We start from the raw sequence: 25,757 nt of genomic DNA, 5'->3' as shown, positions 1-25,757 counted from the left end.
AAAGTCGGCCAAAGGCCTCTGGATAAGAAATAAAGCAGGCTTGCCGCTGTTGTTAATCCCGCGTTTTGCAAGCCATCAATGGCGGCAGGCTATCGTTCTGCCGGATACCTTAACTCACAACTTTGACAGCATTTCGCGCGTCACCAGCACAATGCCGCCTTCCGAACGATAAAAACGCTTGCTGTCTTCGTCGGCGTTTTCACCAATCACCATGCCCTCGGGAATATGGCAGGCGCGGTCGATGATGCAGCGCCGCAGGCGGCAAGAGCGGCCGACGTTTACGTCCGGCAACAATACGGTAGAGTCGATGGTGCAGAACGAGTTCACCCGCACCCGCGGGAACAGCACCGAATGCACCACCACCGATCCCGACACGATGCAGCCGCCGGAGACCAGCGAGTTCATGGTCATGCCGTGGCTGCCGGAGCGATCCTGCACGAACTTGGCCGGCGGCAGCGGTTCCATATGGGTGCGGATCGGCCAGGCGCGGTCATACATGTCCAGCTCCGGCGTCACCGAGGCCAGATCGAGGTTGGCGCGCCAGTAGGCTTCCAGCGTGCCCACGTCGCGCCAGTACGGCGGCAGATCGGGGTTGGAAGTGACGCAGGACAGCGTGAAGGGGTGTGCCCAGGCCGCCTTCTGCGCGGTGATTTTCGGGATCAGATCTTTGCCGAAGTCGTGGGTGGAGCCGGGCGTCGACATATCTTCTTCCAGCAGTTGGAACAGATAAGCGGCGTTGAAGATATAGATGCCCATGCTGGCCAGCGACATGTCCGGGTTGCCCGGCATCGCCGGCGGGTTGGCGGGTTTTTCCAGGAATTCGAGGATCAGATCGTTCTCGTCCACCTCCATCACGCCGAACTCGCTGGCCTCGCTGCGCGGCACCGGCAGGCAGGCGACGGTGCACTGCGCGCCCTTCTCGACGTGGTCGATCAGCATGCGCGAGTAGTCCATCTTGTAGATATGATCGCCCGCCAGGATCACCACGTACTCTGCCTCGTAGCGGCGGATAATATCCAGGTTCTGATACACCGCGTCCGCCGTGCCCTTGTACCAGTGCTCGGTGCTGAGACGCTGCTGGGCCGGCAGCAGGTCGACGAACTCGTTCATTTCCTCATTGAGGAACGACCAGCCGCGCTGAATGTGCTGCACCAGGGTGTGCGAATGATACTGGGTAATTACGCCGATGCGGCGAATGCCCGAGTTGAGGCAGTTCGACAGGGCGAAATCGATAATGCGGAACTTGCCGCCAAAATGTACGGCAGGCTTGGCGCGGGTTGAGGTCAAATCTTTCAGTCGCGAACCGCGGCCGCCGGCCAGGATCAGGGCCACGGATTTGATCGGCAGCTGGCGCGCCAACATCAGGGGGTCGTTATTTTCAAACCTAACCATAGCGGACTCCTTTTATTATTTCTGTACCAGCACGCAAAGCGAGTGCGCGGCCTGGTGCCAGGCGGGTAGAGCCGCCTGCGAGTCTTCCTGAGTAAAAGGGGCGACAACCTGCCAATCGCCGTCGGGCAACCTCATCTCCACCGCCTGCGGCGTGGCGTTAATCACCAGCAGCCAGCGTTGCGAAAGCAGGATCTGCAGCTGCAGCTCGCCCTGCTCCCACGTCTGCGCATCGGGCGGTTGCCCCTGCGCATTAAGCCACTGCACGCTGCCGTCGCCTTCCTGCCACCAGCGGTCCCGCTGCAGAGCGGGGATCTGCCGGCGCAGCCGGATCAGCGCGGCGGTGTAAACGGTGAGGGCGTCATCCGCCGTGGCCCAGTCGAGCCAGGTGGTGGCGTTGTCCTGACAATAGGCGTTGTTGTTCCCCTGCTGGCTATGTCCATGTTCGTCGCCGGCCAGCAACATCGGCGTGCCCTGGGACAGCAACAGCGTGGCGAGCAGCGCCCGCTGGCTGGCCCTACGGCGTTGCAAAATGGCGTCGTCGGCCGTCGGGCCTTCAACGCCGTGGTTGTTGCTAAAGTTGCGATCGCTGCCGTCGCGGTTGCCTTCGCCGTTCGGCTGATTGTGCTTTTGGCTGAAGCTGACCAGATCCTGCAGGGTAAAACCGTCATGCGCGGTCAGCATGTTGATGGTGGCGTAAGGCGCGCGCCCGCGCGCCTTGAACAGGTCGCTGGAGGCGGCGAAGCGCTGGGCGAACTGGCCGAGCGAGGCCTCACCCAGCAGCCAGAAGCGCCGCATATCGTCCCGATAGTGGTCATTCCATTCGGCAAAGCGCCCGGGAAACGCCCCCACCTGATAGCCGCCGGGGCCGATGTCCCAGGGCTCGGCGATCAGCTTGCAGCGCGACAGCAGGTCGTCCGCCAGCAGCGCCTGGAACAGCGGCGCATCGCGATCGAACGCCGGCGTGCGGCCGAGCACGCTGCCCAAATCGAAGCGGAAGCCGTCGACGTGGCACTCGCCCACCCAAAAGCGCAGGCAATCCATCACCCAGGCCACGCCCTGCGGCGTATCCAGCCGCAGCGTGTTGCCGCAGCCGGTGTCGTTGACGTAGTCTCCGTCGGGCGTCAGCCAGTAATAGCCCGGGTTGTCGATGCCGCGCAAAGACAACGTCGGCCCGTCCCGGTCCAGCTCGGCGCTGTGGTTGAACACCACGTCGAGGATCACCTCAATCCCGGCCCGATGCAGCGCCTTGACCGCGTCGCGGAATTCGCGCAGCGGCGTGCTGTCGGTGCGCAGGCTGGCGTAGCGGTTATCCGGCGCATAGGGCGCCAGCACGTTATAGCCCCAGTAGTTGATCAGCCCCAGGCGCTGCAGGCGCGGTTCGGAGGTGTGTTGCTGCACCGGCAGCAGCTCCAGCGCGGTAATGCCGAGCCGTTGGAAATAGGCGATCATCACCGGGTGGCCGAGGGCGGCGAAGCTGCCGCGCAGCGCCTGCGGGATCTCCGGATGCAACAGCGTCAGGCCGCGCACGTGCGCCTCATAAATCACCGTGTTGCCCCAGGGAATAGCCGGCGGGCGATCATCCTGCCAGTCATAGCGCTCGTCGACGACCACGCACTTCGGCATCAGCTCCGCGCTGTCCTGCGCTTCCTGCCAGTCGTAACCGCCGTGCAGATGCAGGTGATCGGCTACCGGCCCTTCGACCGCGCGCGCGGCGGGATCCAACAGCAGCTTGTTGGGATTGAAGTACAGCCCCTGCGCCGGATCGAACGGGCCGTATACCCGGTAGCCGTAACGCTGCTCCGGCTTGCCGCCCGGCAGATAGCCGTGCCAGATATCGCCGCTGCGCGCCGGCAGCGGCAGGCGCCGCTCGCGCTGTTGCTCGTCGAACAGGCACAGCTCCACCCGCTCGGCGCGCGCGGAGTACAGGGTAAAGTTGATGCCGTTACCGTCGTAATGCGCCCCAAGCGGCGCGGCGAGGCCGGGCGTCAGCTCCGTCATGGCGCCTCCCGCAGCAGATAGACAGTCGCCAGCGGCGGCACCGTCACGCTGATGGAGTATTCGCGGCCGTGGCTGCCGACGTGCTCGGCCTCGACCCTCCCCTGGTTGCCGGCGTTGCTGCCGTGGTAGTGGTGCGAATCGGTGTTGAGGATCTCCCGATAGGCGCCGGAACGGGAGATGCCGATGCGATAATGATGGCGCGGCACCGGCGTAAAGTTGCTGACGGCGATCAGCTCATTGCCCTGCGAGTCGTAGCGGGCGAAGGCGAACACCGAGTTGTCGTGATCGTCGACCACCAGCCATTCGAAGCCGTCGGGGCGGTAATCCCGCTCATACAGCGGCGCCTGCTGCTGGTAGCAGCGGTTCAGATCGCGCACCAGCCTTTGCACGCCGTTATGCCAGTTGTCCAGCCCTTCCAGCAGGTGCCAGTCGAGGCTGGTATCGAAGTTCCACTCGCGCCCCTGGGCGAACTCGCAGCCCATAAACAGCAGCTTCTTGCCGGGATGCGCCCACATAAAGCCGTAGTAGGCGCGCAGGTTGGCGAATTTCTGCCAGGCGTCGCCGGGCATGCGGTCGAGAATCGACTTCTTGCCGTGCACCACTTCGTCATGCGAGATCGGCAGCACAAAGTTCTCGGTGTAGGCGTACAGCATGCCGAAGGTCATCTGGTTATGGTGATACTTGCGGTGCACCGGATCGCACTTCATGTAGTTGAGCGTGTCGTGCATCCAACCCAGATTCCATTTGTAGTGGAACCCCAGGCCGTTGGCCTCCGGCGGCAAGGTGACGCCGGGATAATCGGTGGACTCTTCCGCCAGCGTCACCGCGCCGGGCCGCTCTTTGCCGAGGGTCTGATTGGTGTAGCGCAGGAAGGCGATGGCCTCCAGATTTTCGTTGCCGCCGTAGTAATTCGGCACCCATTCGCCGTCGGCGCGGCTGTAGTCGCGGTAGATCATCGAGGCCACCGCATCGACGCGCAGCGCATCGATGCCAAAGCGCTCCAGCCAATACAGCGCGTTGCCCGCCAGGTAGTTGCGCACCTCATGGCGGCCATAGTTGTAGATCAGGGTGTTCCAGTCCTGATGGAAACCTTCGCGCGGATCGGCGTATTCGTACAGCGCGGTGCCGTCGAAATTCGCCAGCCCGTAGGCGTCGCTGGGGAAGTGCCCCGGCACCCAGTCGAGGATCACGTTGATGCCCGCCTGGTGCGCCGCCGCCACGAAAGCTTTGAAGTCGGCCGGGGTGCCGAAACGCCGGGTCGGCGCATACAGCCCCAACGGCTGATAGCCCCAGCTGCCGTCGAACGGATGTTCGTTGATCGGCAGCAGCTCGATATGGGTAAAGCCCATGTCCTTGACGTAGCCTATCAGCTGCGCCGCCAGCTCGCCGTAGCTGAGCCAGAAGTTGTCGTCGGTATGGCGGCGCCACGAGCCCAGATGCACCTCGTAGATGGAGATTGGCCGATCAAAATCGTTGGCGCGGCGGCGTGCATCCGTCTGCGCGACCACCTCCGGCAACGGCGCCACCAGCGAGGCGGTATCCGGGCGCATCTGCGCCTCAAAGGCGTAAGGATCGGCCTTCAGCTGGGTGTTGCCGTAGCAGTCGATGATTTCATATTTATACAGCTGGCCCGCCTGCACGCCGGGCAGAAACAGCTCCCAGATGCCGTTTTCGCGGCGGCGACGCATCGGATGGCGGCGGCCGTCCCAAAAGTTGAACTCCCCCACCACCGACACGCGCTGGGCGTTGGGCGCCCAGACCGCAAAGCTGACGCCGTCGACGCCGTCCAGCGTCGCCAGATGGGCGCCCAGCCGCTCGTAAGGGCGCAAATGGGTGCCCTCCGCCAGCAGCCAGCTGTCGATATCCTGCAATAAGGGGCCAAACCGGTAGGGATCGTCGACGATTTGCTGGTGATCGCGCCAGCTGACCTGCAGCTGGTAACGGAAAGGGGTTTTACGGCGCGGCACGGTGGCGCTGAAGAAGCCCCGCGGGTCATCGCAGTTCAGCTGCACCAGCCGGCGGCCGGTCTGCTGTTCCACCAGCCACACCTCGGTGGCGTCCGGCAGCAGCGCGCGCACCTGCAGGCCGTTGTCGGCCGCGTGCATGCCCAGCAGCGCGAAGGGGTCGGCGTAATGGCCGGAGATAAGCTGATCAATCACGTCACGATCGGGAAGTACAGGCATAGTCTTCTTCCTTAGATTAACAGCATGATCTATAAGAATCGGCCGTTTGATTGATCCGTGGCCGTTTTGGTTATCATGCAATTCATTCGGTGTCTAAAGCGTGATAGCGGTCGGTTATTGACCAATCTCTGGCGTCACGACCTGAATTTCGCTCTTTATGCTTATTTTTAGGGGTCTCTCAGCGCTGGCGAAAATTTACCCGCCGATGTTTTAAGCATAGCCAATGTCTGTTAAAAGCAGCGCTACATTGCCAAGGAAAATTGTTCATTAAGAAAACTGCCAGCCTGACAGCGCCTGTGCGCTGCTGCCAACGTGGGGAAGTGCGGGTTACCGGTAGGCCAAGCCCTGCATGCAGCGGCACTGTCCATCTCCCGGCGGGGCGGGTAAAAGAGCGAAAAATAGGGCTTTAGAGGGCTGAAAGACGCCAGCCCCCGGGAAGTTCAGGTTTACAGCAGGATAAAAATCAGTAAAAACTCAAGCTCTCAAAGTCGAAATCACTTTTTCAAGAAAGGATTGCACTGTGTGTCCCCATGGCGCAGGAGCAAACTCCCCTTCAACCAGTTCGGCAAAGACAGCTTCAAGTCGCTGCTGCTCCGGGTATAGCGTTAGCAACATTGTGGCTTCATCTACTGTTTTTTGCACTGTCTCAGCGTTTTCTGTATCCCGGTAGGATTCAAGAATTTCCTCTACGGACTCGCCAAATAAATCGTAATCCTGCCCAAAAAAAACGCGAACAAGAGTGCCGAGGTTAGGTACTGGAGCCACCATACAATCCCTTATCTGATAATGGGGTAAGCAGTCAAAATGTAATATGGCTTACCGTTGTACACCTTTTTGAGTAAGACGACGCGCACGCTGTTGGAAGTTAACTTAATGGCACTTCCTTGCCTGTAGCCAAAGCCGATCGCTTTACCCGCCTGATATGTGAGTTCAAGCACGTTGGCCGATGCCGACTGCTGCGCCCATCGCTTTATCAGCGCATTATTGAATTTCAAAACTCGACTGATTACCTGTTCGGCAGTGCGTAAATCGGTAAACGTCGATGCTGTTTGCAAGCCTGGGCTTTTTGCCAGACGCCCCAATAACTCCTCCGGGCTTTTAGCAACATGCTTAGCTATGGTATGCCCGCCGCCTTTCACGCCGGCAATAGACTCGTGCTCGAGTAATCTTATCTGCCCAACGCGAACAGAAGCAGCGCGCACGGCCCCTAACGCGGTCGCAAAAACCAAAGGAACCGCAATATCCACGGCCAGGCCCACGTTGTAAGCGGTATTTTCATCGGCCCCTAACGTCTGCGCTAGCGAAACCGCCGACTTGTATGTATCAGTCGTTGTCGGTTGCCCTGTGACGATCTGGTTTGATGCGGCTTTGATACTGTCCATGCTGTGGGTGCCGACAACCACGCATCCAACCTTGGTTAAAAGTGTTGGGTCAGGGGCATAACACATGACACCGGCGCCAATGAGCTCGACAACCCCTCCCGCCACGCCAAGACCGCCCATAAGCCGGTTACTCCACGTTTCGCCTTCTGTCACTGTGCTGTCCGACATTACGGCAGCCAACTGCACTGGTGAAAGCGCTATCCGCAATCCTTCGCTTGAGGCCATATCCCTGTACCCGCACTATGTTGCAATGAAATTCATTAATACCATGGCATCGGTTAAATCGTAAGCACCGTCGGCACCGAATCCGGAATCATCAGGATATCCAATTGTCGAGCATGCCCAGTACATACAGAAAAGCCCGCAATAAAGCGGGCTTCAGAATACGACGCCATAAAGCGGCGTTTGATCTTCTACAGCAGGATGCGCAGCATGCGACGCAGCGGCTCGGCCGCGCCCCACAGCAGCTGGTCGCCGACGGTAAACGCGGACAGGTATTCCGGCCCCATATTCAGCTTGCGCAGACGCCCGACCGGGGTGTTCAGCGTACCTGTCACCGCCGCCGGCGTCAGCTCGCGCATGGTCAGCTCGCGGTCGTTCGGGATCACCCGCACCCAGTCGTTATGCGTCGCCAGCATCTGCTCGATTTCCGGCAATGGAACGTCTTTTTTCAGCTTCAGGGTGAACGCCTGGCTGTGGCAGCGCAGCGCGCCGACGCGCACGCACAGGCCGTCGACAGGGATCACGCCGGAGGTGTTGAGGATTTTGTTGGTTTCCGCCTGGCCTTTCCACTCTTCGCGGCTCTGGCCGTTGTCGAGCTGTTTGTCGATCCAGGGGATCAGGCTGCCGGCCAGCGGCACGCCGAAGTTATCGGTCGGCAATTTGCCGCTGCGGGTGGCTGCGGTCACCTTGCGTTCGATCTCCAGGATGGCCGAAGCCGGGTCCTGCAGCTCTTTCGCCACGTCGGCGTGCAGCATGCCCATTTGGGTCAGCAGTTCGCGCATGTGGCGCGCGCCGCCGCCGGAAGCCGCCTGGTAAGTGGCGACCGACGCCCACTCCACCAGATCGTTGGCGAACAGGCCGCCGAGCGACATCAGCATCAGGCTGACGGTGCAGTTGCCGCCGACGAAGGTCTTGATGCCGTTATCCAGCCCTTGCTGAATCACCGCGCGGTTGACCGGATCCAGAATAATGATCGCGTCATCCTGCATGCGCAGCGAAGACGCGGCGTCGATCCAGTAGCCCTGCCAGCCGCTTTCGCGCAGCTTAGGATAGACTTCGTTGGTATAATCCCCACCCTGGCAGGTAATAATGATGTCGAGCGCGCTCAGCGCGTCAACGTCATAGGCATCCTGCAGCAGGCCCTGCTGGCCGCCGAAGGCCGGCGCGGCGGAACCGTGCTGCGAAGTGGAGAAAAAGACCGGGCGAATGGCATCAAAATCGCGCTCTTCCGTCATGCGTTGCATGAGAACCGAGCCGACCATTCCGCGCCAACCGATGAAACCAACGTTTTTCATATTTACTGTGTCCTGCCTTGGAAAGGGCTATTAGGGGGTAAGTTGTGTGCAATATGTCTTCACCTTACAAAATGTCGGCGCGGGCGCAAAGTGAATTTATTCGATGGCTGGGCATTTCTCAGCAATCCTTCTTATAGGCAAGGACGCGGCCGGAGAGGCCGGCGCGTTTTCCACATTCCGAGGTCACAATGACAGAGATGATTTCAGCCACGGTGTTGCTGTTTTTAATCATGGATCCGCTGGGCAATTTGCCGATTTTCATGTCGGTGCTCAAACATCTGGAGCCGCGCCGCCGCCGGGTGGTGCTGATCCGCGAGCTGCTGATCGCCCTGCTGCTGATGCTGATCTTCCTGTTTGCCGGCGAGAAAATCCTGGCGTTCCTCAACCTGCGCACCGAGACCGTCTCCATCTCCGGCGGCATCATCCTGTTCCTGATCGCCATCAAGATGATTTTCCCTTCGCAGGAGGGCAACAGCTCGGGCCTTTCCGCCGGCGAAGAGCCGTTCCTGGTGCCGCTGGCGATCCCGCTGGTGGCCGGGCCTTCGATTTTGGCGGCGTTGATGCTGCTGTCGCACCAGTACCCGAACCAGCTGTCTCATCTGGTGGTGGCGCTGCTGATTGCCTGGGGAATTTCCGCGGCTATCCTGCTGATGTCGAACCTGTTCCTGCGCCTGCTGGGCAGCAAGGGCGTCAGCGCGCTGGAAAGGTTGATGGGGTTGATTCTGGTGATGCTGTCGACCCAGATGTTCCTGGACGGCGTGCGGGCTTACATGAAGCTGTAGGCGCCTGAACGGCGCCGGCAGATGGCCCGTGATTAACGGGCCGCAACGCGCTGAATATAGGCGACGGTGTCGGCAACCACGCCGTCCAGCGGCTGATTGATGTCGATAGCCTGCACATCCGCCTCCTGCTCGCCCGGCTCTTCCAGGGTGGCGAATTGGGAAACCAGCATCTGCGGCTTGAAGAAGTGGCCCTTGCGCTGCTTCAGGCGATCTTCAATCACCGCCTTATCCCCTTTCAGGTAGATGAAATGCAGGTTGCTGTTGCCCTCGCGCAGGCGATCGCGGTAGCTCTTTTTCAGCGCAGAACACACCAGCAGCGAAACCCCGTTGGTGCGCTGCATGGCGAAGATGGCGTCGTTCAGCGCCGCCAGCCAGGGTGCGCGGTCGTTGTCGTCCAGCGCATGTCCGGCGGCCATTTTGTTGATGTTGGCCCGCGGGTGCAGGTAGTCACCGTCCAGCATGGCGGCATTGAGCTCATGGGCGACGGCGCTGGCCACGGCGGATTTGCCGCTGCCTGAAACCCCCATCAAAATAAATACGTGATTCTGCGGATTACTCATAATGTCATGCCCTTATGGAGTCTAATGCGCGCTCTGGCGGCGAATTGCCCGGCCGGCGTCATCAAATGCGCCCCAACTGATGGAAATACTCAAAAATTGCCGTAACGAACGCCGGCGCCTCGCGGGCGCCGGACAGAATAACGATTATACGACCGTCGCCAACAGCAGGCAGCCCACCAGGCCGCACACCGAGATGATGGTTTCCAGCACCGACCAGGATTTGATGGTTTCCATGATGCTCAGGTTGAAGTACTCCTTGAACAGCCAGAAGCCCGGATCGTTAACGTGCGAGAAAATCACGCTGCCGGAACCGACCGCAATCACCATCAGCTCGGGGCTGACGCCGGTGGTGGCGATCAGGGGGGCCACGATGCCGCCGGCGGTGATTGCCGCCACGGTGGCGGAACCCAGCGCCAGACGCAGCGCGGCGGCGATTGACCAGGCCATCAGGATCGGCGAAACGTTGCTGCCTTCCATCAGGCCGGCGATGTATTTTTCTACGCCGCTGTCGACCAGCACCTGTTTGAACGCGCCGCCGCCGCCGATGATCAACAGCATCATGGCGATGATTTTAATCGAGTCGGTGATGGTGCCCATCACTTCATCCATGCTGCGCCCGCGGTTCAGACCGAAGGTGAAGATAGCGATCAGTACCGCAATCAGCGTCGCCATCACCGGATCGCCGAAGAACTCGGCGAAGCGCAGCAGGCTGTGGCCCTTCGGCAGCACCATTTCGGCTACCGCGCGCAGCGCCATCAGGATCACCGGCACCAGAGAGGTCGCGACGCTGATGCCAAAGCTTGGCATTTCCGCTTCGGTGAAGATTTTTGGGTTATACAGGCCTTCCGGCACCGGCTTGTCGATGCCTTTCAGGAAGCGGGCATAGACCGGGCCGGCCAGGATCACCGTAGGGATAGCCAACAGGGTGCCGTACAGCAGGGTTTTCCCCATATCGGCATGGAAGATGGTGGCGATCGCCGTTGGGCCCGGGTGCGGCGGCAGGAAACCGTGGGTGACCGACAGCGCAGCCGCCATCGGCACGCCGACATACAGCAGCGGCACGCGTGCAGAAGCGGCAATGCTGAACACCAGCGGCAGCAGCAACACGAACCCGACCTCGTAGAACAGCGCGAAGCCGACGGTGAAACCGGTCAGCACCACCGCCCATTGAATGTATTTTTGGCCGAACTTGTCGATGAGCGTCGTGGCGATGCGCTGGGCGCCGCCACAGTCCGCCAGCAGCTTGCCGAGCATGGCGCCAAAGCCCATGATCAGCGCCAGGCTGCCCAGCGTGCCGCCGACGCCGGCCTTGATGGAGCCGATCACTTTATCGACCGGCATCCCCTGCGCGATGCCGACCGCCAACGCGACCAGCACCAGCGAGATAAAGCCGTTCAGCTTGAAGCGGATCATCAGCAGCAACAGCAGCGCTACGCCGCCTGCAACAATCACTAATGGCATAATTTTTCTCCAACCTTTTATCGCAGACTCTCTTTACAATAGGCCGTAAAGCGTGCGGTTGTTGTATTTTTAGGCTCTTCCCCGGTGTGATAAGGCGAGCTGTAGGTGTGTTGAGCCAAAGGTTCTATCTTGCAGCAAGATATCCGCATGCTCGTTGTTACCGGTATCATGATACCGGTAACAGAATGACCACCGGAACCGGGTAAAGGGTTAAAATTCGCGTTCTGGGATAGAGATCAAACTTATGTGGGCAACGAGCGGCAAGCGCGCAGGTGGAATGCGAAACGCGCCGAAAGGCGCGAATTCAAAATAAAAATTGCAAAAACAACCGGTTAAAAACGGTCAGATGCTGCCGCCGGGGATCACGGTGAAGCCGACGTCCACCATGCGCGGGCCCGGGGTTTCGCCGCGCAGCCGGGCCAGCAAACGTTCGGCGCCGATCTGGCCCATGCGCTCACGCGGCGTCAGCACGCTGGCCAGCTTGGGCACCATCACCTGGCCGATGTCGTGGCCGTGGAAGCCGGCAATCGCCATATCGTGCGGGATCGACAGCCCCTGCCGTTGGCACTCGAAGGCCGCGCCGATCGCCAGGTCATCGTTAGTGCAGAAGATACTGTCGATCTGCGGATAATCGCGCTGCGCCAGGCGCAGGAGCTCGCCGCCGGCAGAGTAGGATGAGGAGCGCGCGGTCATGATGCTGTGCGGCTCCAGGCCGGATTCGCGCATCGCCTGTTCATAGCCCTGCTGCTTGATGAGGGTACGCTCATCCTGGCGGGCGCCGAAATACACCACGTGGCGGTGGCCGTGCGCGATGATCTGCTGAGTCATCTGGCGCGCCGCCTCGAAGTTGTTGAAACCCACCGCCAGATCGATGCATGGCGATACGCAGTCCATCAGCTCCACCACCGGGATGCCCGCCACTTCGATCATCTTCAGGGTGCGCGGCGTATGGTGGCGTTCGGACAGGATCAGGCCGTCGATATTGTAAGACAGCAGCGAGGTCAGGCGCTCTTCTTCGCGCTCCGGCAAATAGCCGTAGTGCGCCAGCATGGTCTGGTAATTGTGCGCATCGGTGACGCTTTCAATGCCGCGCAGCACCTCGGCGAACACCTGGTTGGTCAGCGACGGCAGCAGCACGCCAATCGCCCGGCTGGTGGCGTTGGAAAGAATGTCCGGCGCACGGTTGGGGATGTAGCCCAGCTCATCCAGCGCGACGGCAATTTTTTGCTGCAAGGCGGCAGAAACCTGATCGGGATTACGCAAATAACGGCTCACCGTCATCTTGGTAACGCCTACCTTGTCTGCAACATCCTGGAGTACCGGCCGTTTTTTCTTCATTATCAATGAACTGGCTAACCGTAAATGGGCGGTCATTTTAGCAAAAAAAACGGCGGGCCGATATTGCTGCTTGCAGCGGAAAAAACGCAAACAGGGCTCACGACGTGAGCCCTTGATATTTACCGCTTAATTACACCGGCGGCAGATCGAACAGCAAGATTTCGCTCTCTTCTTCGGCCTGAATCGACAGCGCTGCTTCATCCCATACGGCGAAGGCGTCGCTGGTGCCGGCGCTCTGGCCGTTGACGGTCACCTTGCCGCGCACCACCTGGATCCAGATGCGACGGCCGGCCTCAACCGGACATTCCGCCTGCTCACCCTGGTTCAGCGCCCAGCGCGACAGCGTCATATCCTGGAACACCTTCAACGAACCGTCGCGCGCATCCGGCGACAGCACCAGCTGGCGGCCCTGCGGCGCGTCGAACATGCGCTGTTCGTAACGTGGCTCCAGATCGGTCTGATCCGGGATGATCCAGATTTGATACAGGTGCAGCGGACGATCCTGGTTGCCGTTGTACTCGGAGTGGCGTACCCCGGTACCGGCGCTCATGATCTGGAACTCACCGGCGTGGATCTGCTCTTTGTTGCCCATGCTGTCCTGATGCTCCACCGTGCCGCTCAGCACATAGGTCAGGATTTCCATGTCTTTATGCGGGTGGGTGCCAAACCCCTGCCCTGCGTCGATCACGTCTTCGTTAATCACCCGCAGCGCCGAGAACCCCATAAAGTTCGGATCATAGTAGTTGGCGAATGAGAAGGTGTGCCAGCTGTCCAGCCAACCATGATTGGCATGACCGCGATCTTCTGCTTTGCGTACGTAAATCATATTCAACTCTCCTCAATGTTTTCTACAGTCTAGTCCTGGCAGCAGAATAAGAAAGCGTAAAAAACTCATGCCTCTGTTCAAAAAATTAGATGAACTGAAGGCAGCATCGGCAGCGGATTTGGTGAGCGTGGAAGCGGCGGAAAACAGGCAAAAAAAAGCCAGCACCCGAGCTGGCTAAGTAATACTGGAAGCAATGTGAGCAATGTCGTGCCTTCGCAGTGAGGGTATCAAGATGATGCTCTCTCCGGAACGGATCGCAATAATAATCATTATCATTCGCGTCTGTAAAGCGTTTTTTTGACCAACGCGGAATAATATTGACTCGATGCGGTAAACGGATAAATTCAGTGGTTATTCAACCGGTAAGCGACAGGAGCAGCGACATGAGCGAAATAGTGGTTCGTCACGTGGAAACAACCGATGCGCAGGCTTTGCACCAGCTCTACTCTCAGCCGGCAGTTTATCGTGACACGCTGCAGCTCCCGCTACCGTCAAAAGAATTGTGGCAGCAGCGCATCGCCGATCTCAAACCCGGCATGCACAACCTGGTGGCCTGCCTGGATGGGCAACTGGTCGGTCAGTTGACCGTAGAACTGAACCAGCGCGTGCGCCGCCGCCACGTCGCCACCTTCGGCATCGGCGTCGACTCGCGCAGCCAGGGCAAAGGGGTCGGCAGCAGCCTGATGAAGGCGATGATCGACATCTGCGACAACTGGGCGGCGATAGAACGCATCGAGCTGACGGTATTTACCGATAACCAGCCGGCGATTGCGCTTTACCGCAAGTTCGGCTTCGAGATAGAAGGCACCAGCCGCCGCTACGCCATGCGCGATGGGGTGCTGGTCGACGCCTACCACATGGCGCGCTTTCGCGGCGCGCTTTAACCGGCGACAGCGAGCGAGTTTTGAGAGTGTGCTTATAGTGAGCCATGCGGCGATAATGCTATCTTTTCAGGCCGCTCGCTTCACACCACGCAGGGAACTCTGGAGCCACGATGACATTACCGCTCGCTAAAATGAGAGATGACATAACGGTGCTCAGGGCCGTGGCTGTCATCTCGGTTTTAGGCTTTCATTTTGGCATCCCCGGATTCAACGCCGGATTTATCGGTGTTGATGTCTTCTTCGTTATCAGCGGCTATCTCATCAGCGGGATATTGATTCGGGATATTGAGCAAGGGCGGGCGAACTTCGCCAATTTTCTGCTGAAAAGAGCGTTTCGACTGCTCCCTGCGCTGATCGCGACGGTAATTCTCACCTTTATCGCCGCCTGTTTTATTTTCCAGCCGCTGGAGTTCGCAAATAACGCCAAAGCGTCTATCTCGTCCCTGTTGTTTATCTCCAACCTTTATTTTTACGCGATTGGCGGCTATTTCGACGCGGCGCCAATTACCAAGCCGCTGCTGCATACCTGGTCGTTATCGATAGAAAGCCAGTTTTACCTGCTTTGGCCAATTATTCTGTTGGTCACCATGCGGAAAAACATCCCCGCCAGGCTGACGATTGCCCTATTTACCCTCACGCTGTTTTTTTCTTCCATTTACGCCTTGAACAGGAACGGCGCCGCCGCTTATTTGCTGACGCCGTTCCGCCTGTGGGAACTGGCCATCGGCGGTATGTTTTATGTGATTAACTTTTCGCGCATTGCAAATAACCGGGCGGCAAGCAACGCGATTTACAGCCTCAGCCTGGCCGGCATCGTCGCATTTACCGCCACTCTGGATGATAGGATCCCCTTTCCGGGATATTATGCGCTGATCCCCACCCTGTGCGCCGGGCTGATGCTGGTTTTTGGCAAAGAGGCCGCCGTTGCGCGCCGGCTCCAGCTCAGGCCGCTCATCCATATCGGTGAAATAAGCTACTCGCTGTATCTCGTCCATTGGCCGACCATCGTTATGGTGACCTATCTGCTGGGGGATAAAACCCTCACCGGCGGTTTGCTATCTCTGCCCATCAGTTACTTCCTCGCCTTGCTGATGTACCGCTATGTCGAGCAGAAATATCGCGGCGCCTGGAAAAACGAAAATAAAAACAGGCTTATCGCCGGATACTGTTCCGCCCTGGCAATAACCGCCGCGTTATCCGTCACCGCCGCCGCTAACGGCTGGATCTGGCGGCTGCCGGCGGAGTTGCAAAAAACGAATTACGCCTTTAACAAGCAGGCCGAAGACAGCTATGTTTGGGTTAACAGCAATGCCTTCAAGAAACACGATATAACCCAATCCGGGAAGATCAGGCTGGTGGTTATAGGCGATTCGCAGGCGGCAGACTTAATCAACGCCATCATGGAATCGCAAGACCGGGACAGGTTCGACATCTTGTCGATCCAAACCGACGTCAGGTGCGGAGCGCCTTACGTTCGCCGGCAAGAGAGAAAAAGCTACCTTGAATCGACCAACCTGAATTCGGCATCCTCCAGTGGATTAAGGCAGTTCTGCGAACGGAAATTCGCCAACCTATTTAACGAGGTAAACCGGCGGGAAATGCAGAGCGCCGACTTTATCCTGCTCGCCATGAACTGGAAGCCTTACAGCGCCAAATATATCGTTCAAACAATAAACGAGATCGAATCAAATGAAACCACGGCGAAAATTATCGTGGTGGGCAAGAAAAGCCTGAAAGCAAACGGTATGTTTATTCTCAATAAAAACCGTTCGCTAACCAACGCCAATGCCTTCGCAGCTCAATATATCAGCCAGGACACGGCAAGGATCAATAATGCCATCTCGTCGGTGCTGCCCGGCGGCATCGCGTTTTTCCAACCGTTGGACGTGGTCTGCCCGGAGGGCAAATACTGCGCGCTCCTGGATAATCAAAACAACATCACCTATAGCGATGAGGCCCACTTCACCAGAAACGGCGCCAGGCTGTTCTCGAATGCAATCGTGGCCAGGCTTGGCCTGCTGGAGCCCGCGCACTCATCGCCGCCGCGCCTGCTCTTTCGCGAGGGGAGCAATTAGGAATTATCCAAGAAATGCGCCACCGCAGTTCTGGTGGCGCCTCCCTCAGCGGGATCAAATACCGGCGGTTTCCCGAATGTAGCGGCGCGCCTTGACCGCATATTCGAACGGATTGGCCAACGCCGGATCCTGTTCGGCCTCCACCACCATCCAGCCTTTGTAACCGCGCTCGTCCAGCAGCTTAAACACCGGCCGGAAATCGATCGCGCCGTCACCCGGCACGGTAAAGGTGCCCTTCTTCACGCCGTCGAGAAAACTCAGCTTGTTGGCCTTCACCTCCGCCACCACCTCATCGCGCACGTCTTTCAGATGTACGTGGTTGATGCGCGGCAGGTATTTCTCGAGGATCGCCATCATCGCCTGCTGGCTGCCCTCGGAGTAATAGGCGTGGCCGGTATCGAACAGCAGATAAACGTCGTCGTTCACCATGCTCATGTAGCGATCGATTTCAGCGGTGGTCTGGATGCCGGTGCCCATATGGTGGTGCAGACACACCTGCATGCCCTTGGCGGCGGCGATTTTCGCCAGCTCGTTATAGCCGTCGGCCACCCGTTGCCACTCTTCGTCGCTGAAATACGGCTTCTCTTCGAACACCCCTTTGGTGGTGCCCTGAATGCTCTTGCTCTGCTCGGAGCAGCCGATCACCCGGGCGCCCATCGCATGCAGGAAGTTCATATGGTTGATAAATTCGTCAATGGTCTTTTCTTTCTGGCCGTCGGCGAAAAAGGTGCTGAACCAGGCGTTGCAGATCTGAATGCCGCGGATGTCCAGCATCGGCTTCAGCACCGCCGGATCGCGCGGGTATTTGCTGCCGACTTCGCTGCCGGTAAAACCGGCCAATGCCATTTCGCTGACGCACTGCTGGAAGGTGTTTTCTTTGCCCAAATCGGGCATGTCGTCATTGGTCCAGCCGATCGGCGCAATGGCCAGCTTCACGTTGTCTTTGTTCATTTTCAGCCTCAGTCATCGGATGGCGCGCCGGCGCGCCAAAAAGGTTATTTGCCCAGCAGCTCTCTTTCGATGCGCTCGCGGGTCGCCACCGCCTGGCTCTTCATTTTTTCCGGGTAGCCGAACAGCGAGGTGCAGATGATCGACTCTCCGCCAACCTTAAAGCTGCGGTTGGCGAACTCCATGTCGCGCAGGGTCTGGAACAGCGCGTCGAAGTCCACTTCGCCTTCGCCGATGCCCACGTGCTGGTGCACCGCAGCGTCCACGCCCGGCGGGTTGACGATATAGCGGCAATGCTTGGTGTGATTCATGGTGTCGGCGATCAGCACGTGCGAAAGATCGTCGCCGGCGTACTTCAGCATGCTCGCCACGTCGCCTTGCCCCTTGTCGTAGTAGAAGCTGTGCGGCACGCTGTAAAGATATTTGACGTGGTCACTGCGCAGCGACTTCACCATGTCGGCGGTTTCGTTGCTCAGCTCGCAGAAGTCCCACGGGTGGGATTGGATCTCCATGCGAATGCCCTCGCGCTCGACGATCGGCAGCAGCTCCTCCATCGAGCGGTACCACAGTTCCTCACAGATCTCCGGCTCGTTGGGGTTGCCCGCCAGCTCGGTATTGATCACCTGAACGCCCATCTCCACCGCGATCTCGATCATCCGGCGCCAGTTTTTAACCGCCGCCTGGCGGCGATCCTCCCCGGGGCCAGACCAGCGATACACCACGATAAATGAGGAGATCTCCACGCCGGTAGCCTTCAGGGCGTTTTTGTATTCCGCCATAATTTCGCGGCTGGCTTTCGGGTGCTTATAGAACGGGTTGATCTGCGGGTGCGGCGACTGTTCGATGTATTTATAGCCCCAGTCGGCCACCTGCTGAACCATCCCGGTAACGCCCAAATCCCGGATAACATCCACATCAAAAGCGATCTTCATGCTCACTCCTCCGCGGGCATTACTTGTTGTAGAACGCCGGGCGCGGCGGCAGGGTCACCGGCACTATCTCGCCGCTGAGCTGAGCGGCCACGCAGGCGTCGGCGGTAACGGAAGCGGCATAACCGTCCCAGGCGGAAGGCCCGGTCAACTTGCCGGCCAACACGTCGCTAATGAACCCCTGCAGCTCGACGTCATAGGCGTCGATGAAGCGGTCTTTCCAGTCGGTCAGGATCTCGGTCGACAGCCGGGCGCCGCTGCGCATCTGCACCGAAGACGGCTCCGGCAGCCTGGCGATGCCGGTTTCCCCCACCACTTCGCATTGGATGTCATAGCCGTACTGGCAGTTCACGAAGATTTCGACGTCGATACGCGTGCCCTTGGCGGTCTCGAACAGCACTATCTGCGGGTCTTTCAGGTGCGGGAACGCTTTCGGGCTTTTACGCGGGAACACCACCTGTACCGAAACGTAGTCGTCATCCAGCAGCCAACGCAGTACGTCGATCTCATGGATCAGCGTGTCGGTGATCGCCATATCGGTGGTGTAAGCCTCGCCGACGGTCGGGTTGCGGTGCGCGCAGTGCAGCATCAAGGGTTCGCCGATCTGGCCGCTGGTCAGCACCTGTTTCAACGCGCGGTACCCCCGATCGTAAGGGCGCATAAAGCCGACCTGCACCAGGCGCTTGCCGTGTTTCGCTTCGGCGTCGACGATGTTTTTGCAGCCCTGGGCGGTCACCGCCAGCGGCTTCTCGCAGAATACCGGTTTGCCGGCGGCGATGGCTGCCAGCACGAACTCTTCATGGCTCGGCCCCCAGGAAGTGACCAGCACCGCCTGCACGTCGGCGGCGTTAATCAGGTCGTGGCCATTGTCATAAACCCGGGCGTCCAGCTGCAGATCGCTCACCACCTTGGCGGCGTTGTCGCGATTGATGTCGTTCACCGCCACGATGCGGGCGCCCTGCAACACCTTGCTGCAGCGGCGAATGTGATCGCGGCCGATGGCGCCGGTGCCGATAACCCCAATGTTCAATGTCATTTCGCTACCCTCGAGATTGATGTATGAGAACGAATCAGTATTCGCGTGCCTTATCGATGTTTTCCTGCAGCCTGCGGGCCACCGCGACGATTTTCTCGCTGTCGGCTACCTGGGCGCCGCCCACGCGCCACCAGCTGAGATATTTGTGCACCATGGTTTTTGGCAGCACCTTGATATCCAGCAGGGTGGAAACGCTTTGTTTGCGGGCATCGGCCAGCGCCTCGATCAGCTGCTGTTCGGTGGTGATGCTGTAGGTTTTGCAGCCATAGGCCGCCGCCAGCATGGCGAAGTTAACCGGCACCAGTTTGCCGTCGAGCTTGCCGCCCTGCGGGTTGCGGAAGCGGAACTCGGTGGTGTAGCTGTCCATGCCGTGTTCCATCTGCAGGTTGTTGATGCAGCCGTTGGTCATGTTGTCGAACAACACCACGTTGATCTTGCAGCCTTCCTGAACCGAGGTGACCAGTTCGGAGTGCAGCATCATAAAGGCGCCGTCGCCGACCATGGCGTACACCTCGCGCTGCGGCTCGGCCAGTTTGACCCCCAGCGCGGCGTTGACCTCATAGCCCATGCAGGAGTAGCCGTACTCCACGTGATAGCCGTGCTCGCCGTGGTTGTGCCACACGCGCTGCAGATCCCCCGGCAGGCTGCCGGCGGCGGCGACGATCACGCTGTCCTGCGGCAACTGCTGGTTCAACACCCCCAGCACCCGGCTTTGGGTCAGGAAGGAGTCGGTCTGCTCAATAAATTCGGCGAATACCCGCTGGCGATCGAGGTGATCGTCAATCTCCGGTACAAAGCCTTCGCCGCTGTATTCCACCGCATACACCCGGGCGGTCTCCTGTTGCTGCTCGCTGCGCGCCGCGGCGATGGCTTCGCCCCAGCCGGCGCGGTAGTCGGACTGCGCCAACAGCGCGTTCAGGGCGGCCAGCGCCGCGCGGGCGTCCGCCAACACCTGCACGCCGTCGAGCTTGCCGGCGTCAAAGGCGCTGACGTTGATGTTGAGGAACTCGACGTCCGGGTTCTGGAACAGCCATTTGGAAGAGGTGGTGAAGTCGGTGTAGCGGGTGCCGACGCCGATCACCAGATCGGCCTGCCTGGCCAGGGTATTGGCCGCCAGGCAGCCGGTCTCGCCGATGCCGCCGAGGTTGAACTCATGGCCGCTCGGCAGCGTGCCTTTGCCGGCCTGGGTTTCCACGAACGGAATGCGAAAGCGTTCGGCGAACTCGCGCAGCGCCTGGCCGGCCTGCGAGTATTTCACCCCGCCGCCGCACACCAGCAGCGGCCTGCGCTTGGCGCTCACCAGCGCCAGCGCCTCGGCCAGCATGCCTTCGGTCGCCGGGCGGCGATCGAGCCGGTGGACGCGTTTCTGGAAGAAATAATCCGGGTAGTCGTAGGCCTCACCCTGCACGTCCTGCGGCAGGCACAGCGTGACCGCGCCGGTTTCCGCCGGGTCGGTCAGCACGCGCATGGCGTTGATGCAGGCGCTCATCAGCTGTTCCGGGCGCACGATGCGGTCCCAGTATTTACTCACCGCGCGAAAGGCGTCGTTGGTGCTGATGCTGAGATCGTAAGACTGTTCTATCTGCTGCAGCACCGGGTCCGGCTGGCGTGAAGCGTACACATCGCCCGGCAGCAGCAGTAAAGGAATGCGGTTGGCGGTGGCGGTGGCTGCGGCGGTGATCATATTGGCGGCGCCCGGGCCGACGGACGAGGTGCAGGCGTAGATCTGCCGGCGCAGCTTCTGCTTGGCGAAGCCGGTCGCCGCATGCGCCATCCCCTGCTCATTGCGCCCTTGGTGCACCACCAGATCGCCGCTGTCCTGTTCCAGCGCCTGCCCCAGCCCCAGCACGTTGCCGTGGCCAAAAATCGCAAAGATGCCCTTCACGAACTTGGTTTCCACCCCGTCGGCCAGCAGATACTGGTTGTCGAGGAAGCGGACGAGCGCCTGCGCCATGGTTAGCCTGATCTTGCCCATTTACCCACCTTTTCGATTGATGGCCGCCACGGCGCAGGGTCTGAAACCCCGTCTGTTGTTACGCGACGGCAGCTGTTATCTTGAGCTGGCGGTTGCGCCGCTCACTGAGTCGACAACCTGAAACGTGAAGCGATTATAAACAAATATATTTTTCATAAAATCACATTACAGAAGAAACATTTCATTTTGCGATAAAGATCGCATATTGATGAAAAGCCCGTTTCATCCTTGCCCTTAAAATTCACTGACTTAGCCTGGTCACTCTGCGGGCGACACCGCCGCGCCCCGTTCTTTCATCCGTCAAAGCCCCGCTCGCCGCCCCCCGAATCGGCACCGGGGCGGCGCTTGCCGCTAACCGGTCGTCCGGCAGGCCTGCCGGGGTTTCCACCTCTTTTAGCCCGCTTGCAGCGATGTTTTAAATGCATCACATTTCTGGGGTGTAAATTTCATTCCATATTGAAATTGAAATTTTTATTCCTCATAATTCCAAACATGCTTCCTGCCGGGCGCCGTCAACGGGCCGCAAGCCGGGGTTTTGCTCAATACAGAAGGAAACGGGTATGGCTACACAAGAAAAACAGCTTGATGTCATTTGTCTCGGGCGTATCGCCGTCGATTTCTATGCTCAGCAGATCGGCGCGCGTCTGGAAGATGCCAGCACATTCTCCAAATATCTCGGCGGCTCTTCCGGCAACGTGGCCTACGGCACCGCCATTCAGGGGCTGAAGTCCGGCATGCTGGCCCGCGTCGGCGACGAGCACATGGGCCGTTTCCTGCGCGAAGAGCTGCAGCGCGTGGGCGCCGATACCCAATGCCTGATCACCGATCCGCAGCGGTTGACCGGCCTGGTGATCCTCGGCATCAAGGATCAGGAAACCTTCCCGCTGATCTTCTACCGCGACAACTGCGCCGACATGGCGCTGACGCCGGATGATATCGACGAGGCCTACATCGCCTCGTCGCGCGCGCTGGCCATCACCGGCACCCACCTGTCGCACCCCAATACCCGCGCGGCGGTGCTGAAGGCGCTGGAATACGCCCGCCGCCACGGCCTGCGCACCGCGTTGGATATCGACTACCGCCCGGTGCTGTGGGGCCTGACCTCGCTGGGCGACGGCGAAACCCGCTTTGTCGAATCGGCCAAGGTGACCCGCGAACTGCAGGAAGTGTTGCACCACTTTGATCTGATCGTCGGCACCGAAGAGGAATTCCATATCGCCGGCGGCAGTATCGACACCCTGACCGCGCTGAAAAACGTGCGCCAGGCCACCCGCGCCACGCTGGTGTGCAAACGCGGCGCACAGGGCTGCTCGGTATTTGAAGGCGATATCGCCGACGACTGGCGCGAGGTGAAGCTGCACTCCGGCGTGCGGGTAGAGGTGCTGAACGTGCTCGGCGCCGGCGACGCCTTTATGTCCGGCCTGCTGCGCGGCTACCTGAATGACGAGGGTTGGGATCGGGCCTGCCGCTACGCCAACGCCTGCGGCGCGCTGGTGGTGTCGCGCCATGGCTGCGCGCCGGCGATGCCGACCAAACTCGAACTGGATGACTATCTGCTGCGCGAACGCCAGGTCAAACGTCCGGACCGCGACGCGCGCCTGAACCACCTGCATCGGGTAACCACCCGCAAGCAGCAATGGCCGGAGCTGTGCGTGTTCGCCTTCGATCACCGCAAGCAGCTGGCGGATATGGCGCGCGAGGCCAACGTCGGCGAAGAGCGCATTCCCAAATTGAAAACCCTGCTGCTGCAGGCGGCGCAACAGGCCGCTGAACAGGCCGGGCTGCACGGCAACAGCGGCATTCTGGCCGACACCACCTATGGCCAGGCGGCGCTGAACGCCATCACCGGCCAGGGCTGGTGGATCGGTCGCCCGGTCGAGCTGCCCAGTTCGCGCCCGCTGCGCCTGGAGCACGGCAATATCGGCTCGCAGCTGACCGACTGGCCGCAGGAACACGTGGTGAAATGCCTGGTGTTTTACCACCCGCACGACGCCGCCGAACTGCGCCGCGAGCAGGATGAGCTGATCCTCGACATCTATCGCGGCTGCTGCAAATCCGGCCATGAGCTGTTGCTCGAGGTGATCCTGCCGGAAAGCAGCGCCGACAAAAATGAGCGCTACTATCTGGAAATGATGGCGCATTTCTATCAGTTGGGCGTGCAGCCGGACTGGTGGAAACTGCCGCCGCTGAGCGCCGCCAACTGGCAGCAGGTCGGCGCGCTGATTGAAGCCAGCGATCCCCACTGCCGCGGGGTACTGATCCTCGGTCTGGATTCACCGGAAGAAACCCTGAAGGCCGGCTTCGCCGCCGCCGCAGACGCCCATTGGGTGAAAGGTTTTGCCGTCGGCCGCACCATCTTCGGCCAGCCGTCGCGCCGTTGGCTGCAGGGCGAGCTGGACGACGCCGCGCTGATTGAGCAGGTGAAACAAAAATACCTGACGCTGATCGGTTTCTGGCGCCAGTACCGCCCGCAGACCGGCAGCGCAAGCTAGGCGGCCGCTGCGCGTTATCCGCCCCTTAAGGTATTTTCAGCGCTTTAAGGGGATTTTTTTGCCGATTTTCTGTGAAGTCACGCAACTTGCGATCGAATAAATCGCTTTTTGAGGAAATGAAATTTCCACTCCGTCTGTTAGAATAGCCTGTCAATAATTCAGGCGTCAGGCCGATACGCCTTAGCCCACACTGCGAGCCGAATGGATGAACAACCCAACTCAACTTTCGCTGTTACAGGATGAGATTCGCCACCGTTATGAAACGCTGAGCAAACGCTTAAAGCAGGTGGCGCGCTATATTTTGGATAACAGTAACAGCATTGCTTTCGATACCGTCGCCTCCATCGCCGCACAGGCCAGCGTCCCGCCTTCCACGCTGATCCGCTTCGCCAACGCCTTCGGCTTTAGCGGTTTCAACGAAATGAAGCAGGTATTCCGCCAGCACCTGATGGAGGAAACGGTCAACTATACCGAGCGTGCGCGCCTGTTCCGCCAAACCTCCACCGACGACAACGTAGCGCCGGAAAAACCGGCCGAAATTCTCAACGTCTTCACCATGGTCAACGCCCAGGCGCTGCAGCAGCTGGCGATGCAGATCGCGCCCGAGCAGCTGGACCGCGCCGTCGAGCTGTTGAACAATGCCGAGAACATCTACGTGATTGGCCTGCGCCGTTCGTTTAGCGTCGCCTCCTACCTGACCTATGCGCTGCGCCATCTGGAACGCCGCGCGTTTCTGATCGACGGGCTGGGCGGCATGTTTACCGAACAGCTGAGCATGGTGAAGCCAAAGGACGTGGTGATCGCCATCAGCTACTCGCCGTATGCGCAAGAAGCGCTGGAGTTGGTAGAACTGGGCGCCAAGCGCGGCGCGCAACAGATAGCCATCACCGACAGCCAGGTCAGCCCACTGGCGGCCTTTAGCGACGTGTGCTTTGTGGTGCGCGAAGCGCAGGTGGACGGGTTCCGCTCGCAGGTCGCCTCGATGTGCCTGGCGCAAACCCTGGCGGTCTCGCTGGCGCTGAACAACGCCAAGGACGAGTAACGCTGAATAACAACAGGCCCGGCAAGCCGGGCCGGATAACGCTTATTTCGCCGCCGGATAACCGTCGCTGTTAATCCAGGCGTGATCTTTCTCCCAGGTGAATTTCCACAGCCGCACCGGCCCGGCCATCACGTTGAGATAGTAATTGTCGTAACCGGCCAGGGTCGCGACCGGATGGTAGCCGCGCGGCACTTTCACCACGTCGCGGTTATAGACCGGCATGCATTCGTCCAGCGAACGATCGTCGGTATACACGCGCTGCATGCAGAAACCCTGCTCCGGCTGGATGCGGTGATAGTAGGTCTCTTCCAGATAGGTTTCATCCGGCGAGTCTTCCCGATCGTGCTTATGGCTGGGGTAAGAGCTGGTGTTGCCTTCGTCGGTATATACCTCAACCACCAACAGGCTGTCGGCCGGTTCGCTGTCCGGCAAAATATTATGCACCAGGCGTTGATTGCGTCCCTTGCCGCGCCGCTCGACGCCGACATCCGCCGGGGTGATCAACCGCGACGGCAGATGCCCGCCGCCCGGGGCGCTGCAGACCGCCAGCTCCAAATCGGTTTCCGCCCGCACCTCGATGCGATCCTGATGCGGCACGTAGACCGCATAAGGCGGCGTGCGCTCAAACGGGCTCATGCGCTTGCCGATATGCGGGTATTCCGCCCGCAGGGTGGCGACGGAGGCGATGCCGGCCACCAGCACCAGGCACAGCTCCCGGTCGCCGCTTTCCAGCTGCAGCGACTCACCGGCCGCCAGGCGATAAACGTCGAACCCGACAAAGCGCCAGCCGGCATTTTCCGGGGTGACATGCTGGATACGCCCCTGGGCGTTCGGCTGCTGACATTTGGCAAGCAGTGAAGACATGACGATTCTCCTGTTAACCTATAGCGTTACAAATGCAGCGGCCGTCACTCCAATGAAGTAACGGCCCTGGTCT

At 59.8% G+C, this 25,757-nt stretch carries 20 protein-coding genes; 5 read left to right on the top strand and 15 right to left on the bottom strand.

Annotation, left to right across the window (positions count from 1 at the left end):
- Nucleotides 1-114 precede the first annotated feature (114 nt).
- The 6 genes from glgC to asd form a co-directional block, all read right to left on the bottom strand.
- On the bottom strand, nucleotides 115-1,392 hold the full coding sequence (gene glgC / locus KHA73_RS00535; RefSeq protein WP_234587406.1) for a glucose-1-phosphate adenylyltransferase: 1,278 nt from the start codon (nucleotides 1,390-1,392) through the stop codon (nucleotides 115-117).
- A gap of 15 nt (nucleotides 1,393-1,407) precedes the next feature.
- Nucleotides 1,408-3,390, bottom strand: coding sequence for a glycogen debranching protein GlgX (gene glgX, locus KHA73_RS00530; RefSeq protein WP_234587404.1), 1,983 nt, complete (start codon nucleotides 3,388-3,390; stop codon nucleotides 1,408-1,410).
- Nucleotides 3,387-5,573, bottom strand: a complete 2,187-nt coding sequence (glgB, locus tag KHA73_RS00525) for a 1,4-alpha-glucan branching enzyme (RefSeq protein WP_234587402.1) — start codon at nucleotides 5,571-5,573, stop codon at nucleotides 3,387-3,389. The genes glgX and glgB overlap by 4 nt, the downstream gene beginning before the upstream one ends.
- A 474-nt stretch (nucleotides 5,574-6,047) precedes the next feature.
- Complete coding sequence (locus KHA73_RS00520; RefSeq protein ID WP_234587400.1) at nucleotides 6,048-6,341, bottom strand: contact-dependent growth inhibition system immunity protein; 294 nt, start codon at nucleotides 6,339-6,341, stop codon at nucleotides 6,048-6,050.
- Between the two features lie 8 nt (nucleotides 6,342-6,349).
- Entirely contained in the window at nucleotides 6,350-7,180 is an 831-nt protein-coding gene (locus tag KHA73_RS00515) for an RNase A-like domain-containing protein (RefSeq protein ID WP_234587398.1), read from the bottom strand.
- 188 nt (nucleotides 7,181-7,368) lie between these two features.
- Complete coding sequence (gene asd, locus KHA73_RS00510) at nucleotides 7,369-8,472, bottom strand: aspartate-semialdehyde dehydrogenase (RefSeq protein WP_234587396.1); 1,104 nt, start codon at nucleotides 8,470-8,472, stop codon at nucleotides 7,369-7,371.
- Between the two features lie 188 nt (nucleotides 8,473-8,660).
- On the opposite strand from asd, the gene KHA73_RS00505 reads away from it, so the two are divergent.
- On the top strand, nucleotides 8,661-9,254 hold the full coding sequence (locus tag KHA73_RS00505; RefSeq protein WP_234587395.1) for a YhgN family NAAT transporter: 594 nt from the start codon (nucleotides 8,661-8,663) through the stop codon (nucleotides 9,252-9,254).
- 32 nt (nucleotides 9,255-9,286) lie between these two features.
- Here the strand turns inward: KHA73_RS00505 and gntK are convergent, their stop codons facing one another.
- From gntK to KHA73_RS00485, 4 genes are all read right to left on the bottom strand, one after another.
- Nucleotides 9,287-9,814, bottom strand: coding sequence for a gluconokinase (gntK, locus tag KHA73_RS00500; RefSeq protein ID WP_234587393.1), 528 nt, complete (start codon nucleotides 9,812-9,814; stop codon nucleotides 9,287-9,289).
- Nucleotides 9,815-9,958: 144 nt separating this feature from the next.
- Nucleotides 9,959-11,275, bottom strand: a complete 1,317-nt coding sequence (gene gntT / locus KHA73_RS00495; protein ID WP_234587391.1) for a gluconate transporter — start codon at nucleotides 11,273-11,275, stop codon at nucleotides 9,959-9,961.
- Nucleotides 11,276-11,617: 342 nt separating this feature from the next.
- Nucleotides 11,618-12,613 (bottom strand): gluconate operon transcriptional repressor GntR, encoded by a 996-nt coding sequence (gene gntR / locus KHA73_RS00490; protein ID WP_234587390.1) that lies wholly within the window; start codon nucleotides 12,611-12,613, stop codon nucleotides 11,618-11,620.
- Nucleotides 12,614-12,743: 130 nt separating this feature from the next.
- Nucleotides 12,744-13,439 (bottom strand): pirin family protein, encoded by a 696-nt coding sequence (locus KHA73_RS00485; protein ID WP_234587388.1) that lies wholly within the window; start codon nucleotides 13,437-13,439, stop codon nucleotides 12,744-12,746.
- 383 nt (nucleotides 13,440-13,822) lie between these two features.
- On the opposite strand from KHA73_RS00485, the gene KHA73_RS00480 reads away from it, so the two are divergent.
- Together KHA73_RS00480 and KHA73_RS00475 are read left to right on the top strand one after the other, a co-directional pair.
- Nucleotides 13,823-14,323, top strand: a complete 501-nt coding sequence (locus KHA73_RS00480) for a GNAT family N-acetyltransferase (RefSeq protein WP_234587387.1) — start codon at nucleotides 13,823-13,825, stop codon at nucleotides 14,321-14,323.
- Between the two features lie 110 nt (nucleotides 14,324-14,433).
- Nucleotides 14,434-16,398: an acyltransferase family protein gene (locus KHA73_RS00475; RefSeq protein ID WP_234587385.1), complete on the top strand. Its 1,965-nt coding sequence runs from the start codon at nucleotides 14,434-14,436 to the stop codon at nucleotides 16,396-16,398.
- A gap of 54 nt (nucleotides 16,399-16,452) precedes the next feature.
- On the opposite strand, the gene iolE is transcribed toward KHA73_RS00475, so the two are convergent.
- The 4 genes from iolE to iolD are packed head-to-tail and all read right to left on the bottom strand — an operon-like array spanning nucleotide 16,453 to nucleotide 21,286.
- Nucleotides 16,453-17,349, bottom strand: a complete 897-nt coding sequence (gene iolE, locus KHA73_RS00470; RefSeq protein WP_234587383.1) for a myo-inosose-2 dehydratase — start codon at nucleotides 17,347-17,349, stop codon at nucleotides 16,453-16,455.
- Between the two features lie 44 nt (nucleotides 17,350-17,393).
- The gene (locus KHA73_RS00465) at nucleotides 17,394-18,278 is read right to left on the bottom strand and encodes a sugar phosphate isomerase/epimerase family protein (RefSeq protein ID WP_234587381.1); all 885 of its coding nucleotides are present in this window, start codon (nucleotides 18,276-18,278) and stop codon (nucleotides 17,394-17,396) included.
- 19 nt (nucleotides 18,279-18,297) lie between these two features.
- Nucleotides 18,298-19,311, bottom strand: a complete 1,014-nt coding sequence (locus tag KHA73_RS00460; RefSeq protein ID WP_234587379.1) for a Gfo/Idh/MocA family protein — start codon at nucleotides 19,309-19,311, stop codon at nucleotides 18,298-18,300.
- A 34-nt stretch (nucleotides 19,312-19,345) separates the two neighbouring features.
- Nucleotides 19,346-21,286: a 3D-(3,5/4)-trihydroxycyclohexane-1,2-dione acylhydrolase (decyclizing) gene (iolD, locus tag KHA73_RS00455; RefSeq protein WP_234587377.1), complete on the bottom strand. Its 1,941-nt coding sequence runs from the start codon at nucleotides 21,284-21,286 to the stop codon at nucleotides 19,346-19,348.
- Nucleotides 21,287-21,846: 560 nt separating this feature from the next.
- Here iolD and KHA73_RS00450 point away from each other — a divergent pair.
- Nucleotides 21,847-23,778, top strand: coding sequence for a bifunctional 5-dehydro-2-deoxygluconokinase/5-dehydro-2-deoxyphosphogluconate aldolase (locus KHA73_RS00450; protein ID WP_234587375.1), 1,932 nt, complete (start codon nucleotides 21,847-21,849; stop codon nucleotides 23,776-23,778).
- A gap of 205 nt (nucleotides 23,779-23,983) precedes the next feature.
- Nucleotides 23,984-24,820 (top strand): MurR/RpiR family transcriptional regulator, encoded by an 837-nt coding sequence (locus tag KHA73_RS00445; RefSeq protein WP_061799529.1) that lies wholly within the window; start codon nucleotides 23,984-23,986, stop codon nucleotides 24,818-24,820.
- A 42-nt stretch (nucleotides 24,821-24,862) separates the two neighbouring features.
- Here KHA73_RS00445 and iolB read toward each other — a convergent pair whose 3' ends face one another.
- Nucleotides 24,863-25,684: a 5-deoxy-glucuronate isomerase gene (gene iolB, locus KHA73_RS00440; protein ID WP_234587374.1), complete on the bottom strand. Its 822-nt coding sequence runs from the start codon at nucleotides 25,682-25,684 to the stop codon at nucleotides 24,863-24,865.
- Nucleotides 25,685-25,757: the final 73 nt, after the last annotated feature.

This window comes from Serratia entomophila (genome assembly GCF_021462285.1).
Classification (GTDB): domain Bacteria; phylum Pseudomonadota; class Gammaproteobacteria; order Enterobacterales; family Enterobacteriaceae; genus Serratia; species Serratia entomophila.
This window is presented reverse-complemented; position numbering and strand designations above follow the sequence as displayed.

What these genes read in the sequence shown, in the direction of transcription:
- glgC (WP_234587406.1), bottom strand. Translation starts at nt 1,392, where the DNA reads ATGGTTAGGTTTGAAAATAACGACCCCCTGATGTTGGCGCGCCAGCTG.
- glgX (WP_234587404.1), bottom strand. Translation starts at nt 3,390, where the DNA reads ATGACGGAGCTGACGCCCGGCCTCGCCGCGCCGCTTGGGGCGCATTAC.
- glgB (WP_234587402.1), bottom strand. Translation starts at nt 5,573, where the DNA reads ATGCCTGTACTTCCCGATCGTGACGTGATTGATCAGCTTATCTCCGGC.
- KHA73_RS00520 (WP_234587400.1), bottom strand. Translation starts at nt 6,341, where the DNA reads ATGGTGGCTCCAGTACCTAACCTCGGCACTCTTGTTCGCGTTTTTTTT.
- KHA73_RS00515 (WP_234587398.1), bottom strand. Translation starts at nt 7,180, where the DNA reads ATGGCCTCAAGCGAAGGATTGCGGATAGCGCTTTCACCAGTGCAGTTG.
- asd (WP_234587396.1), bottom strand. Translation starts at nt 8,472, where the DNA reads ATGAAAAACGTTGGTTTCATCGGTTGGCGCGGAATGGTCGGCTCGGTT.
- KHA73_RS00505 (WP_234587395.1), top strand. Translation starts at nt 8,661, where the DNA reads ATGACAGAGATGATTTCAGCCACGGTGTTGCTGTTTTTAATCATGGAT.
- gntK (WP_234587393.1), bottom strand. Translation starts at nt 9,814, where the DNA reads ATGAGTAATCCGCAGAATCACGTATTTATTTTGATGGGGGTTTCAGGC.
- gntT (WP_234587391.1), bottom strand. Translation starts at nt 11,275, where the DNA reads ATGCCATTAGTGATTGTTGCAGGCGGCGTAGCGCTGCTGTTGCTGCTG.
- gntR (WP_234587390.1), bottom strand. Translation starts at nt 12,613, where the DNA reads ATGAAGAAAAAACGGCCGGTACTCCAGGATGTTGCAGACAAGGTAGGC.
- KHA73_RS00485 (WP_234587388.1), bottom strand. Translation starts at nt 13,439, where the DNA reads ATGATTTACGTACGCAAAGCAGAAGATCGCGGTCATGCCAATCATGGT.
- KHA73_RS00480 (WP_234587387.1), top strand. Translation starts at nt 13,823, where the DNA reads ATGAGCGAAATAGTGGTTCGTCACGTGGAAACAACCGATGCGCAGGCT.
- KHA73_RS00475 (WP_234587385.1), top strand. Translation starts at nt 14,434, where the DNA reads ATGACATTACCGCTCGCTAAAATGAGAGATGACATAACGGTGCTCAGG.
- iolE (WP_234587383.1), bottom strand. Translation starts at nt 17,349, where the DNA reads ATGAACAAAGACAACGTGAAGCTGGCCATTGCGCCGATCGGCTGGACC.
- KHA73_RS00465 (WP_234587381.1), bottom strand. Translation starts at nt 18,278, where the DNA reads ATGAAGATCGCTTTTGATGTGGATGTTATCCGGGATTTGGGCGTTACC.
- KHA73_RS00460 (WP_234587379.1), bottom strand. Translation starts at nt 19,311, where the DNA reads ATGACATTGAACATTGGGGTTATCGGCACCGGCGCCATCGGCCGCGAT.
- iolD (WP_234587377.1), bottom strand. Translation starts at nt 21,286, where the DNA reads ATGGGCAAGATCAGGCTAACCATGGCGCAGGCGCTCGTCCGCTTCCTC.
- KHA73_RS00450 (WP_234587375.1), top strand. Translation starts at nt 21,847, where the DNA reads ATGGCTACACAAGAAAAACAGCTTGATGTCATTTGTCTCGGGCGTATC.
- KHA73_RS00445 (WP_061799529.1), top strand. Translation starts at nt 23,984, where the DNA reads ATGAACAACCCAACTCAACTTTCGCTGTTACAGGATGAGATTCGCCAC.
- iolB (WP_234587374.1), bottom strand. Translation starts at nt 25,684, where the DNA reads ATGTCTTCACTGCTTGCCAAATGTCAGCAGCCGAACGCCCAGGGGCGT.